The organism is Microbacterium sp., from assembly GCF_035554235.1.
Classification (GTDB): Bacteria; Actinomycetota; Actinomycetes; order Actinomycetales; family Microbacteriaceae; genus Microbacterium.
This window is the reverse complement of record NZ_DATMIO010000016.1, coordinates 1-13,857: the sequence shown is the minus strand read 5'-3', so window position 1 is coordinate 13,857 and position 13,857 is coordinate 1. Positions and strand designations below refer to the sequence as shown.

General features: G+C 69.4%; 11 protein-coding genes. 8 read left to right on the top strand and 3 right to left on the bottom strand.

Translation table 11 applies throughout. The features are described from left to right. On the top strand, positions 1-1,258 hold a 1,258-nt coding region (locus VNT50_RS00840; RefSeq protein WP_325483216.1), incomplete at its 5' end, for an ATP-binding cassette domain-containing protein. 29 nt (positions 1,259-1,287) lie between these two features. On the opposite strand, the gene VNT50_RS00835 is transcribed toward VNT50_RS00840, so the two are convergent. Further along, on the bottom strand, positions 1,288-1,782 hold the full coding sequence (locus VNT50_RS00835; protein ID WP_325483215.1) for a recombinase family protein: 495 nt from the start codon (positions 1,780-1,782) through the stop codon (positions 1,288-1,290). Between the two features lie 76 nt (positions 1,783-1,858). On the opposite strand from VNT50_RS00835, the gene ypfJ reads away from it, so the two are divergent. From ypfJ to VNT50_RS00800, 7 genes are all read left to right on the top strand, one after another. After that, the gene (gene ypfJ, locus VNT50_RS00830; protein WP_325483214.1) at positions 1,859-2,731 is read left to right on the top strand and encodes a KPN_02809 family neutral zinc metallopeptidase; all 873 of its coding nucleotides are present in this window, start codon (positions 1,859-1,861) and stop codon (positions 2,729-2,731) included. Then, positions 2,728-3,720, top strand: coding sequence for a prolyl aminopeptidase (gene pip / locus VNT50_RS00825; protein WP_325483213.1), 993 nt, complete (start codon positions 2,728-2,730; stop codon positions 3,718-3,720). Before ypfJ ends, pip begins: the two co-directional genes overlap by 4 nt. A gap of 92 nt (positions 3,721-3,812) precedes the next feature. After that, positions 3,813-4,277, top strand: a complete 465-nt coding sequence (locus VNT50_RS00820; RefSeq protein ID WP_325483212.1) for a hypothetical protein — start codon at positions 3,813-3,815, stop codon at positions 4,275-4,277. 94 nt (positions 4,278-4,371) lie between these two features. Beyond that, on the top strand, positions 4,372-4,893 hold the full coding sequence (locus VNT50_RS00815) for a hypothetical protein (RefSeq protein ID WP_325483211.1): 522 nt from the start codon (positions 4,372-4,374) through the stop codon (positions 4,891-4,893). Next, the gene (locus VNT50_RS00810) at positions 4,890-5,390 is read left to right on the top strand and encodes a hypothetical protein (RefSeq protein WP_325483210.1); all 501 of its coding nucleotides are present in this window, start codon (positions 4,890-4,892) and stop codon (positions 5,388-5,390) included. Before VNT50_RS00815 ends, VNT50_RS00810 begins: the two co-directional genes overlap by 4 nt. Beyond that, positions 5,390-10,093 carry a LamG domain-containing protein gene (locus VNT50_RS00805; protein ID WP_325483209.1) on the top strand — a complete coding sequence of 1,568 codons (4,704 nt, stop codon included), beginning with the start codon at positions 5,390-5,392 and terminating at the stop codon, positions 10,091-10,093. Before VNT50_RS00810 ends, VNT50_RS00805 begins: the two co-directional genes overlap by 1 nt. A gap of 167 nt (positions 10,094-10,260) precedes the next feature. Then, a complete protein-coding gene (locus VNT50_RS00800; RefSeq protein WP_325483208.1) occupies positions 10,261-11,616 on the top strand; it encodes an NAD-dependent succinate-semialdehyde dehydrogenase in 1,356 nt (451 codons plus the stop codon). 56 nt (positions 11,617-11,672) lie between these two features. Here VNT50_RS00800 and VNT50_RS00795 read toward each other — a convergent pair whose 3' ends face one another. Continuing rightward, positions 11,673-13,403 carry an aldehyde dehydrogenase family protein gene (locus VNT50_RS00795; RefSeq protein ID WP_325483207.1) on the bottom strand — a complete coding sequence of 577 codons (1,731 nt, stop codon included), beginning with the start codon at positions 13,401-13,403 and terminating at the stop codon, positions 11,673-11,675. Positions 13,404-13,446: 43 nt separating this feature from the next. Beyond that, positions 13,447-13,857: kynureninase/PvdN C-terminal domain-containing protein (locus VNT50_RS00790; protein ID WP_491715928.1), on the bottom strand; the 411-nt coding region annotated here is incomplete at its 5' end.

Here is a 13,857-nt window from a genome sequence, read left to right as displayed (position 1 = left end):
CACGCTCTCGGGCGGCGAGGCGCAGCGTACGAAGATGATCCGCCACCTCGGCTCGAGCCTCACCGACATCACGTACGTGTTCGACGAGCCCACCGCCGGATTGCACCCGCACGACATCCAGCGGATGAACGAGCTGCTGCGCCAGCTGCGCGACAAGGGCAACACCGTGCTCGTCGTGGAGCACAAGCCCGAAGTGATCGACATCGCCGATCACGTCGTCGACCTCGGGCCGGGGGCGGGCCGCAACGGCGGCGAGATCATGTTCACGGGGGATGTCGCGGGCCTCCGCTCGTCCGACACCCTCACCGGTCGCCACCTCGACCACCGTGCCCGGCTCAAGCCCGCCGTGCGCGCGCCGAAGGGCGTGCTCGAGATCCGCGGGGCGACCCAGCACAACCTGAAGAACGTCGATGTCGATGTTCCGCTCGGCACGCTTACCGTGGTGACCGGCGTCGCAGGCTCGGGCAAGTCGTCGCTGATCCACGGCAACGTTCCGGCGTTCGATGACGTCGTCGTGGTGGATCAGTCGGCCATCAAGGGGTCGCGCCGAAGCAGCCCGGCCACCTACACGGGCCTCCTCGATGGCATCCGCGCCGCCTTCGCGAAGGCGAACGGCGTAAAGCCCGCGTTCTTCAGCGCCAACTCCGAGGGCGCCTGCCCGGCGTGCAAGGGCCTCGGCGTCATCATCACCGAGCTCGGTTTCACGTCGAGCGTCGAGACGCTGTGCGAGGTATGCGGGGGCACGGGGTTCTCCGACGAGGCGCTCGAGTACCGCCTGGACGGCAAGAACATCGCGGAGGTGCTGGCGATGTCGGTGGCCGAGGCGGCCGAGTTCTTCCCGAAGGGCGTCTCCCAGACGATGCTCGCCCGCCTGATCGACGTCGGTCTCGGCTACATCACCCTGGGGCAGGCGCTCAACACACTCTCCGGTGGGGAGCGCCAGCGCCTCAAGCTCGCGATCAGCATGGCGAAGAAGGGCGCGATCTACGTGCTCGACGAGCCGACCACCGGCCTGCACCTCGCCGACGTCGACAACCTGCTCGCGATGCTCGACCGCCTCGTCGACGCCGGCAACAGCGTCATCGTCATCGAGCACCATCAGGCGGTCATGGCGCATGCCGACTGGATCATCGATCTCGGGCCGGGCGCCGGCCACGACGGCGGCGCGATCGTCTTCGAGGGTCCGCCCGCGGAGCTCGTGAAGAGCGGAAAGACCCTGACTGCGACCCATCTGCGTCAGTACGTGGGCGCGCAGTAGCGCCTGCGGGGCGATATGCCCGCCTCGAGTCAGCGCCCGGCGTCGTAGAGGTGGCGGCCGCCGTGGCCGAGCACCTTGACCATGATCCCGCGGCGACGCAGCTCGGCGACCGTGCGCGTCTCCTCGTCGATGTCGCGGCCGAGGGCGTGCACGCTCGTGACCACGAGCACGTCGCCCGAGCGCACGGTGCCGAAGAAGCGGTTCAGGCGCTCCTCCCACGATTCCAGGATGTCGGGCGCAGGATGCCGGAACCCCTCGATCGGAACGCCGAAGCGCGTCAGGTCGTCGCGCTGCTCGACCACGGGCGGCATGCCGTCGCGCGCGACGACGAGGCCGACGAGCCGCGAGCCGGCGGGACGGGCGAGCCACCAGTCGCGGTCGCGCTGCAGTTCGACGAAGCACTTCGGGCACTCCGCCGCGGGGTGCGGCAGGTGCAGAGGGCTCGTCTCGAGCCCGGCCTCGGCGGAGTGATCGTGCGGCGCGCGCAGCGCGGCGGCATCCGTCACGCCCATGGTGTCGCTCATCCCAGCTCCTTCGTTGCTTCCATTCTGCCTGGCGCCGCGACAGCGCGCAGGCCGGTGTGTCAACTACCGTAAGGGCATGACGTTCAACGAGAACGCCAATGTCGGAGGAAACAAGGCGAGGCGCCGCGGGCGCACCGCCGCGGTCGCCGGCGGCGGCGTGGTGGGCCTGGGCGCGGTCGCGGTGCTCATCCTGCAGCTGCTGACGGGCGGCGACTTCTCCGCCCTGCTCGGCGGGGGCGGAGGCACGGCTCCCGAGACCGGCGGCTCGGAGATCGCGAACTGCGAGACCGGTGCCGACGCCAACGAGAGCGACGACTGCCGGCTGGCCGCGGCATCCCTCGCCATTGACCAGTTCTGGGCCGAGAACGTCGAGGGCTACCGCGAGCCGCAACTGATCATCGTCGACGGACAGACCGGAACGCAGTGCGGCACGGCATCCAACGCCACCGGCCCCTTCTACTGCCCGCCCGAAGAGACGGTCTACGTCGACCCGACCTTCTTCGCCCTGCTCCGCGAGCGGTTCGACGCGACCGCGGGCTCGCTGTCGCAGCTGTACGTTCTCGCCCACGAGTACGGCCACCACGTGCAGCAGATCACCGGCATCATGCAGCAGTACCCGAACAACGGCACGGGGCCCGACAGCAACAGCGTGCGCACCGAGCTGCAGGCCGATTGCTTCGCCGGCGCGTGGGTCGGCGCCATGACCGAGCAGGAGGACGCCAGCGGCGTGCCCTTCCTCGAGGCCCCGACCCCGCAGCAGATGGCAGACGCGCTCAACGCGGCCGCCACGGTCGGCGATGACCACATCCAGGCCGAATCCGGGGGTGCCGTCAACCCAGAGGGGTGGACGCACGGCTCGAGCGAGATGCGCCAGCGCTGGTTCGCCGAAGGGTACGAGGGCGGTGTGCAGGCCTGCGACACCTTCTCGGTGCCGGGGAGCAGCCTATGACCGCGCTCGGCTCGCTCTATCCCGCGATCGAGCCGTACGAGAGCGGCATGCTGCTCGTGGGCGACGGGCACCGCGTCTATTGGGAGTGCAGCGGCAACCCCGACGGCAAACCCGTGGTCTTCCTGCACGGCGGTCCGGGCGCGGGCACCACCGAGTGGCACCGCCGGCTGTTCGACCCCGAGAAGTACCGCATCGTGCTGTTCGATCAGCGCGGCTGCGGGCGCAGCACCCCGCACGCGAGCGGGCCCGGTGCCGACATGCGGCACAACACGACGTGGCACCTCGTCGCCGACATCGAGCTGCTGCGCAAGAACCTCGGCATCGCGCGATGGCAGGTCTTCGGCGGATCGTGGGGCAGCGCGCTTGCGCTGGCGTACGCGCAGACCCATCCCGCTGCCGTGACCGAGCTCGTGCTGCGGGGGATCTTCACCCTGCGCCGGCACGAGCTGGAGTGGTTCTACGAGGGCGGCGCCTCGGCGATCTTCCCCGACCTGTGGGAGCACTTCATCGAGCCCATTCCGGTGCTCGAGCGCTCGCGGCTGATCGAGGCCTACCATCGGCGCCTCACCGACCCCGACCCGGCGGTGCACGTGCCCGCGGCCGTCGCGTGGACCACGTGGGAGGCCTCGACGCTGACTCTGCGGCCCGATCCCGACCTCGTGTCGAACATGGCCGAACGTCGCACGGCCACGGCATTCGCGCGCATCGAGAACCACTACTTCATGCACGGCGGCTGGCTGCGAGAGGGACAGCTGATCCAGGATGCCGGCATCCTCCGCGACATCCCGACCGTGATCGTGCAGGGACGCTACGACGTCTGCACGCCGATCATGACGGCCTGGGATCTGCACCGGGCTCTTCCGCACGCGGAGCTCGTGGTGGTGGATGACGCGGGTCACTCCGCGACCGAATCCGGGATCACCGCCGCCCTCGTCGCCGCGACCGATCGGTTCGCGGATGGGACGGTACGCGTTTACCGAGCCTCCTGATATCGTCCGAAGTGCTGCAGCTGTCGGGTCGTGCTCGGGGAGAGACGACTCGCCGACATGTCTGGTCTCCCCGACGACAAGAGAGTAGAGAAATGCGCAAGAGCACCAAGCGTCTCATCGTGATCGCAGCCGCCACCGTCGTGCTCTTGGGCGGCGCCGGAATCGCGTACGCGTATTGGACCGCGGGCGGGACGGGCACGGGATCGGCCACGACCGGCACCAGCGAGTCGATCACGATCAACCAGACCAGCGTGATCACGAACCTCCGTCCCGGGGGCGCGGCACAGACGCTGAGCGGCACGTTCACCAACGCGAACGACGAGCCCGTGTACGTCTCGACGGTCACCGCCAGCATCGACAGCGTCGACGGTGGCCCGACCTGCGAGGTGACCGACTACACGCTCGCGAACGCCGTCATGACAGTCAACGCCTCGATCCCGATCGGTACGAACGTCGGCTCGTGGACGGGCGCCACCATCGCGTTCAACAACAAGACGGGCGAGAACCAGGACGACTGCAAGGACGCCACGGTCACGCTCGCGTACACCGCACAGTGACCCGCGGGTGATGGCGGGCCGGTTCACACACCGGCTCGCCATCCCCCGGCCCCGCCGCGCGACGGGGCTCTTTTCCGATCGTGAGGAGGCTCCGATGAGCCGCACCCGACTCTGGCGCATCATCGCCTGGGCGGTCGCGGTCATCGGCGCCTTCACACTCGGGCTGCTTCTCACCCGGTGCATCAGCCAGTCCGGCAACGTCGCGCTCGAAGGGTCGGGGGACGGCGAGGCCGATCACGACCGCACATTCGCCGTCGCGGGTGATCTCTCCGAGCCGGTGGGCCCCGGCATCCTGGTGCCCCTCGACCTGAGCATCTCGAACCCGCACGGCGAGACACTCCTCATCTCGGAGCTGGTCGTCACCGTGAGATCGGTCGACGCGCCGAACGCCACGGCATCGCTGCCGTGCACCGTCGACGACTTCGTCGTCGAGCAGCTCGACGGAGCAGTCGAGCCGCGGGTGGAACCCGGCGACACCCGCACGCTCGCACAGCTCGACATCCCCGAGAGCGACTGGCCACGCGTCGGCATGGTCGACGCCGACGCGAACCAGGACGGCTGCAAAGACGCCACGCTCGTGCTCAGCTACACCGCCACGGGGAGATTGGAGTCGTGAGCCGTTCCCCTCGCCCGGGTCTTGTCGTGCTCGTCGGCGTCGCGGTCGCCGCCGTGGCCCTCACGGCCGGCGGGGTCGCCCATGCGTACTGGACCTCCGGCGCAGCCGGGGCGGGCGCGGGCGACACCGGCGATCTCGACCCGTTGGCGCTCAGCCCGGGCACGCCCGCCGCCGACCTCTTCCCCGGCGCGCAGACCGATGTCGTGCTGACGGCCACCAACCCCAATACCATCGCGGCGCAGATCGGTTCGCTGTCGCTCGACACCTCGCAGGGAACCGGCGGTTTCGCCGTCGATGGCGCGCACGCCGGCTGCAGTGTCGCCGCCCTGTCGTTCACCACGCAGACCAATGGCGGCACCGGCTGGAGCGTGCCGGCGCGCGTCGGCCTCACCGATGGAAGCCTCGCCATCACCCTCGATGACGCGCTGTCGATGAGCGTCGCGGCGGCGAACGCCTGCCAGGGGGCCACCTTCACCGTGTATCTGGCGGCGGGCTGATGGGCGCACCGTCGACTCGCCGAAACCGCCCCGTCGCGACGCTCGTGACGGCGGTGATGCTCGTGCTCCTCGGCGCCGGTGCCTGGGCATACTGGCTCGCGACGACCGCCCCTGGCGGCAACGGTGCGTCCGCGGCCACGTCGGTCAATGCGGGGGCGACGCCGGGCGTCAGCGTCGCGGGTGCATCGGTGACGGTCACGTGGACGGCATCCACGCTCGCCACCGGCCACGCGGTCACCGGCTACCAGATCAGGCGATACGACGCCGGCACCCTCGCACCGCAGACCGTACTCAGCGGTTGCACCGGAATCGTCACAGCGACGAGCTGCGTCGAGACCTCGGTGCCTCCGGGTTCGTGGAAGTACACCGTCACGCCTCGCTTCGCGACCAATTGGGCGGGCGCCGAGAGCGGGCTCAGCGGCACCGCCCTCATCGAGACCACACCTCCCACCAACGCCCTCACGCTCTCGGGGGTCACCGGCAACGCGGCCAAGAGCGGCGACACCGTCTATTACCGTGGCACGGCGGCGGGGTCGTTCACCCTCACCAACGCGGTCGCGGATGCCGGCTCGGGCCCGGCATCCAGCCAGACCGCCGCATTGACCGGCACGACCACGGGCTGGACCCATACGCCGTCCACAGTGTCGACGCCCGCCGGCGGCCCCTATGTCTCGAACCCGTTCTCGTGGAGCGCCGGCGCCACGAGCAGCCCGAGCGAAGTCGTGACCGGCCGGGATGCCGTGGGCAACCTGGCGACCACCACCCTGACGTTCGTGAACGATTCGACCGCACCGACCGCGGGATCCATCAGCTACCTCGACGGATACCAGGCCGGGCGCTCGGTCGCGGTCACCTTCGCCTCCGGCACCGACAGCGGCTCGGGAATCGCCACCCGGCAACTGCAGCGCTCGGCGGCGCAGCTGACGAACGGCACCTGCGGCACGTTCAGCGCCTTCGTCAACATCGGGTCGAACAACCCGACGTCGGTCTACACCGACTCCCAGGTGTCCAACGCCGTCTGCTACATGTACCGCTACGTGGTGACCGACCTCGTGGGCAATCAGCACATCGCGACGAGCGCGAGCGTGTCGAAGGTGGACTACGCGGGTGCGGTCAGCGCCACGGCGGGTGCCCTGAGCCACTGGCGCTTCGGCGAGGGGAGCGCGACGCTCACCTCGTCGGACTCGTTCACGGGCGCAGCCGGGGCACTGACGAGCCACACCGGCGAGATCGGGGCGACCTGGACGCACTTGGCGGGCGGTTCGAACGCGCGGCTCAGCGACGCCAACCGAGTGCGGCGCGGCGGGCCGGCCGGAACCACAATCGGCTACACGATCGACTACGCCACCGCGACACCGCCCAGCGCCGACTATTCGGTCGAGGCCGACCTCAACGTCCGCTCCGTCCTCGGCGGTGACGTCGTCGGGGTCGCCGGGCGCATCAATACGGCGACCAACACCTTCTACCTGGCGCGCTGGGAGCAGGCGACCGCCAGCTGGAACCTGATCAAGTACACCAACGGCACGGTGTCGAGCCTGGGCTCCGTGACGGGGCAGCCGGCCCTCGTCGTCGGCGAGACCTACCGGATTCGGCTCGAGATGGTGGGCAGCGCGCTCAAGCTTTACGTGAACGGCGTGCTGACCACACAGGGAACCGACGCGACGATCACGGCGCCGGGCAGGGCGGGCATCATGGACGGCGCGAACGCCTCCAGCGCTGCAAAGTCCAACACCACCGGCATCCACCTCGACAACTTCCAGGTGACGCCGTCGACCTATCCCCGTGCGCTCGACAGCAAGGGCAGCAACCCCGGCGACTACAAGAATGGGGTGGTCCTCGGAGTCTCGGGGGCGCTGCCTGCCGACCCGAACGCCGCTGCCCAGTTCGACGGGGTCAACGACCACGTGCAGATGACCGGGACCACCGGCATCCCGGTCGGGGCCTCGGTCCGTTCCACCGAGCTCTGGTTCAAGACCTCGAGCGCGGCTCGGCAGGTGCTCTTCGCCTATGGGAGCGGCGGCAACACGCAGCAGTACGGCCTGTGGATCGACGCGGGCGGCGCGTCCATGACGGCGTGGGGGTTCGGCAACGGCAACGACAAGCAATTCACGATGCCGGCGGCGGTGAACAACGGCGCGTGGCACCAGGTCGTGCTCACCTACAACGGCACCACGCTCACGCTGTACATCGACGGCGTCGCACTGACGCCGCAGGCCGCCACGCGCGGCACGGTGATGAGCATGTACGGCTTCTCCGTCGGGGCCATCCTGAACAGTACGGACGGCAACTACGGCGGCTGGTACACAGGCTCGCTCGACGAGGTGTCGTTCTACACCAGCGCGTTGACTCAGACCGATGTCACGAACCACTACCAGCTCGGCAGCTCGGCCGCCGGCGACGTCTCGGGACCGAGCGGAGGGTCGGTGGATGCCGCCGGGCTCACCGGCACGGGTGCGCGATACTCGACCTCGACCGCCCTCAGCATCGCCTTCAGCCCCGGCACCGACCCCAGCGGGATCGCCGCCGCCGGCGCGACGCTCTCCCGCGCCACCGCGACCCTCACCTCGGCGGGTGGCACCGCTAACGGGGTGTGCGGGACGTTCGGCGGCTACAGCCTCGTCTCCGGTGGAACCGATCCGGTCTCGCCGAAGTCCGACACCGTCGCGGATCAGGCGTGCTACCGCTACCGATACACGGTCGCGGACACGCTCGGCAACCCCACGAGCTACACCAGTGGCGACGTCAAGGTCGACAGCACGGCGCCCAGCGCCCCGCCGCTGGCCTTCTCGGCGTTCACGAACACCTACTGGAGCTCGGGGTCGACGGTGTACTACCGCGGGTCGGCGGCCTCGGGGTCGTTCACGGTCACCGGCACCGCGACCGATTCCGCCTCGGGCATCGCGAGCTACACCTACCCGGCCCTGGGAACGAGCTGGACGTCGACCCCCGGCGCGCTCGGGGTCAACACGTACTCGTGGTCGGGTGCGCCCGCGGCGCCGGGAACGATAGGCGTCACGGCGACCAGCAACGCCGGCACGGCATCCGCGAGCTCGCCGCTCACGCTCACCGCCGACAACACCGCGCCGACCGCGGGCACCGTCTCGTACGTCGACGGCAGCACGGGAGGCACGACCGTCTCGGTGGGCTTCACCACCGGAACGGATGCCGGATCCGGCGTCGGCACCCGCCTCCTCCAGCGCTCCAGCGCCCCGCTCGTCGGGCTGACTTGCGGCACGTACGGCGCATTCGCGACGGTCTCCGGCGGCACCAACCCGACCTCACCCGTCGTCGACACCGTTCCGGCCGGAACCTGCAACAGATACCAGTACGTCGTGACCGACAACGTCGGCAACGCGCACACCGCCTCGAGCTCGAACGTCGCCCATACCCCCTATGGCGCGTACTGGGCGTTCAACGCGGGGGCGGGCACCTCCGCCGTGGACTCCTTCGGCAACAACAACACCGGAACCCTTCAGGCGGGCGCCGGCTGGACGACCGGCAAAGTCGGTGCCGCCGCCCTGAACCTGAACGGAACGGCTTCCAGCTGGGTGGATGTCGCGAACCCGGTCATCGACAGCAGCGAGAGCTACACCGTCGCCGCGTGGGTGAAGCCCACCACCCTCACCGGCACCCAGACCTTCGCCAGCATCGACGGCACGAACATCAGTCCCTTCTACCTGCAGCTCACCGGCGGCGTCTTCACCTTCTCGCAACGCGGCGCCGACTCCACCTCCTCGGTGCTCGCGCAGGTGAACGGCTCGGCGCCGGTCGTGGGAACCTGGTACCACGTCGTCGGCGTCTACAACAAGCAGGCGAACACCATCTCGCTCTACGTCAACGGCGTCGCACAGGGAAGCGCGACCGCCACAACCGCCTGGAAGGCCGGCGGCCACACGGTGATCGGCCGTGCGAAGTGGGGCGGCGCCGCCGTCGACCAGGTCAACGGCGCGATCGACGAAGTGCGGTTCTACGATCGCGTGCTCACCCCGGGGGAACTCTCCGACCTCGCGGGCACCTACTCCGAGATCCTGGCGGCGACGCCCGGCCTGCTCAGTCACTGGCGCTTGGGCGAAGCATCCTCCGCCCTCCCGATGGACGACATCACCGCCACCAACAACAACGGCACGTATGTCGGAGCACCGACCATGGGCGTCGGCGGTGCGATCGCGGGCGACTCCAGCACCGCCGTGCAGTTCGACGGGGTGGACGACTATGCGACCGCGACCCGGCAGATCTCCGGCAACTTCTCCGTAGAGCTCTGGTTCAAATCGACGCAGAACTTCTCGAACGACTTCGGCCAGCCGCACTGCAGCAACTGGTGGCAGGGAGCGGGGCTCGTGGATGCCGAATCCAGTGGAACCTTGAACGACTTCGGCGTGTCACTGTGTTCCGGCAAGGTCGTCGCCGGCACCGGAAACCCCGACACCAGCGCGATCAGCCCGGCGACCTACAACGACGGGGGCTGGCACCACGTGGTCTTCACCCGCGTGCAGGCCACCGGAGCCCTGACGCTGTACGTCGACGGAGCCGCGGTGGGAACGGCCACGGGCAACACCGCCGCACTGACAGCGTCGGCCGTGATCAACATCGGTCGGAGCGCCTCCGCGGTGCACTACTTCAACGGCACGATCGACGAAGTGGCCGTGTACAGCAGTGTGCTGTCGCCCGCCACCGTGGCCGCGCACTACAACGCCGGCCTCTGAGTGACTCGATCGGTCGCGGCGGCAGCCGAGCAGATCGTGATCGTCAAGAAACACCTCGGAAACGGATAGGTTCGAGACTGATCGCAACCTTCTCCGGCAACGAACGGCGGCCGGCGTCGGTTCGCTCGCTCATTCCCCCCTCCCGACTCCAGATCAAGGTGATCCCCATGACCAGCGCCCCGTACCAGGTGACCGACCCGTCGACCGGAGAGGTCGTCGAGAGCTTCGCCACGGCAACCGACGAGCAGATCGACGCCGCCCTCGCAGCGGCGGCCTCGGGCTACTCGCTATGGCGGAGCATGCCGATCACTGAGCGGGCCGCAATCGTCCGGCGCATCGGCGAGCTGATCGCCGAGCGCTCCGACGACCTCGCGCGCACGGTCCGGCAGGAGATGGGCAAGTCGCCGAAGGATGCCGCCAGCGAGCTGAACTTCTGCAAGACGATCTACGACTACTTCTCCGACAACGGCCCGGCGCTGCTGGCCGATCAGCCGATCGACTCGTATGCGGGCGGCACCGCCGTCGTGCAGAAGCTCCCGATCGGTCCGCTCCTGGGGATCATGCCCTGGAACTACCCGTTCTATCAGGTTTCCCGATTCGTGGCACCGAACCTCATGCTCGGCAACACGATCATCCTGAAGCACGCCGAGTCGGTGCCGCGGTCGGCGCTCGCGCTCGAGCAGATCATGAAGGACGCCGGGCTCCCGGACGGCGTCTACACGAACGTCTTCGCCTCGCACGAACAGATCGAACGCATCATCGCCGATCCGCGGGTACAGGGGGTCTCACTGACCGGCTCGGAACGCGCGGGGTCGATCGTCGCATCGATCGCCGGCAAGAACCTCAAGAAGTGCGTGCTCGAACTCGGCGGATCCGATCCGATGGTCGTGCTCGACACCGACGACCTCGACAAGCTGGCGAGCGTCGCCTGGAACTACCGCATCTACAACGGGGGCCAGGTCTGCAATTCCAACAAGCGCATGATCGTCATGGACGACATCTACGACGACTTCGTGACGAAGCTGACCGAGCACGCTCGATCGGTCGATCTGGCGGAATACCCGCCGCTCTCGTCACGGCGCGCGGCCGAGTCGCTGCACGAGCAGGTGCAGGATGCCGTCAGCAAAGGTGCGACGCTGCACGCCGGCGGCAGCTTGAGCGACGGCCCGGGCGCCTACTACTCGCCCGGAGTTCTCACCGGCGTCACGAAAGACATGCGCGCTTACTCGGAGGAGCTCTTCGGCCCGGTCGCGGTGGTCTACAAAGTGGCGTCGGACGATGAGGCGCTCGAGCTGGCGAACGACACGGCCTACGGTCTCGGGGGCCTGGTGTTCAGCACGGATGTCGAACGCGCGGCGAACGTCGCGCAGCGTCTCGAGGTGGGGATGGCGAACGTGAACTGGCTGGGCGAAGGCGCCGAGATCCCGTTCGGAGGAGTCAAGCGCTCAGGCTTCGGTCGCGAGCTCGGGCCGCTCGCGATGGATGAGTTCGTCAACAAGCGCCTCTACTTCGTGGCGGGGTGACCGGGCCGATCGACTCGAGTTCGATCCCACCGCTGTGCTGAGGCCGGCGCTCCCGCTCACGCGCGGAACGCGCTGACCAGCGTCGCCATCATGCGCGGGATGTTGCCGTCCATGCGGAAGCGCGTGAAGCCCTCGCTGACCTCCGCGCCCGTGCGGGAGGTCACGAACCACGGCGGCTTGGGCAGCAGCGAACCCTTCGACACGCTCAGGAACCTGATCATCGACCCGAGGGATCGCGGGAAGGGACGGAACGGGCCGCGGCACACCGAGCGCTCGACGCCCTCGAGCAGCAGTGCGTTGTGCACGACCCCGATGCCGCTGCCGACCTCCTCCAGCGTGCTCCCGGGAAACGCGCCCCACGTCAGCGCCGGAGTCAAGTACCCGAAGCCCGTCCACGCGTTGATCGCGATGCTGCCGTAGCGGAGGTCGGCGATCGCGCGCTCGAATCCGTCGCCCAGCGCCCTCTGCGTGGCCGGGTCGATCAGGATGTTGGCGCCCAGGGTGCCCATGAGCTTCTCGTTCGCGTGCGCCACGGCGGCGTCGACGAACTCCTGCCCGACTCCGGGCAGTGGCATCACGCCGAGCACGGGGGAGAAGTACTCCGTCTCCTCGAGCGCCGAGGCGGCATCGCCGGGGGTGAGGGAGACGATCGCGCGCGAGCGATCGGAGAACCACTCCGCGGCCGGGTAGGCGGATGCCGCCGCCTGGAGTTTCTCATCGGCGCGGGGATACCAGACCGGCCGTGCGGGGGCGGCGGCGTACGCCGTGCGCAGCGCCGCCATGAAGGCATCGCGCTGCGGCCATTCCGAGGAGAGGATCACGACCTGTGCGGCCACGCAGTTGTGCCCGCTGTTCTGCAGTCGCATCGTCGTCACGTGCTCCGCCTGGAAGCGCAGGTCGGCGTCGCTCCAGACGCCCGGAACCACGATGATCGGCGATACCCCGCCGAGCTCGCTCGTGATCGGCGTGCGCAGTCTCGGGGCGCCGTCGGCGCGGCGCGTGTGGGCCTCGTCGCCGGCGCCCCACACGATCGCGTCGAACGTCGCGGCCGAGCCGGTGACGTGCACGTGGTCGATGCCCGCGTGGGCCGTCAGGTACTCGCCGACCTCGGTCCCGCCCGTGACGACGCGCACGAAGCCCGGTTCGATGAGCGGCGCGAGCGCCCGCTCGAACACCGGGACGAGCGGATCCATCGTGGGATTGACCTTGAGGATCGCGACGCGATTGCTCGCGAGCAATTCGTAGAGCACGTCGAGCACCGGGATCGAGGTGACATTCCCGGCACCGAGCACGAGACCCACGCCGCCCGGCGTCGTCGGATCCCGCTGGCCGAGCCCGGCCGAGGCGCGGGCTTCGTCGATGCTCCCGCCGGGCCGGAACCACACCTCGCCGGTGAAGCCCGAGAGCAGCAGCGAATCGGTGAGGTCGGCGGGAAAGACGTGGGCCCGCAGGCCGCCGCTGGGCGCCTCGTCGACGCGCACGTCGTCGAGTGGGTTCCCGCCGTTCTCGAGGGTCTTGAGCGTCTTGGCATAGGCCCGCAGCGATGCCAGCGCGGCATAGGGTCCGCCAAGCCATTCCTCGCCGCGCAGCGGGTGGCCGGCCGGGACGCCCTTGAGGTCGGACGCGACATCCGCCCATTCCTCTGCCACCGCGGCCACGCTCGCGTGCAGGCGCTCCATGAGCCGGGCGCGCTGACCCAGCGTGAGATGGCTCCAGATGCGGGAGCCCTCGGTCAGCGCGGCGATCGCGGCGTCGATCGGCGCGTAGGTTTGCGCGGTCGGTGTCATGGACGCTCTCCTTCGGGCGGTCTCGCCAGCCTACGTGCGCGGGTCAGCGCAGCGCGTCGCGCACGGCGCGCATGCCGCCGAGCGTCTCGGCGAAGCTGGTGGAGAGGGGCGAGAGGCCGATGCGCAGGCCGCCCGGATCGCGGTAGTCGGGGATGACGTCCCTCGTCCACAGGCGGGCGGTGACCTCCCGCATCGCTTCGTGGGCGAGGGTCACGTGACCACCGCGCTGCGCCGCGTCGCGGGGGGAGGCGAGAGTGACGCCGAGCGGAGCCAGCAGGGCGTCGGAGAGCCGCACGGCGAACTCGGTGAGGGCGACCGACTTCGTGCGGATGGCGCCGATGCCGACGCCCTCGATCAGGGCGAGCGTGTCCTGCAGGGCGAGCATGCCCACGATCGGGGGCGTGCCCGACAGGAACCGGCGCATCCCCTCTCCCGGCGCGTAGGCGGGCCCCAT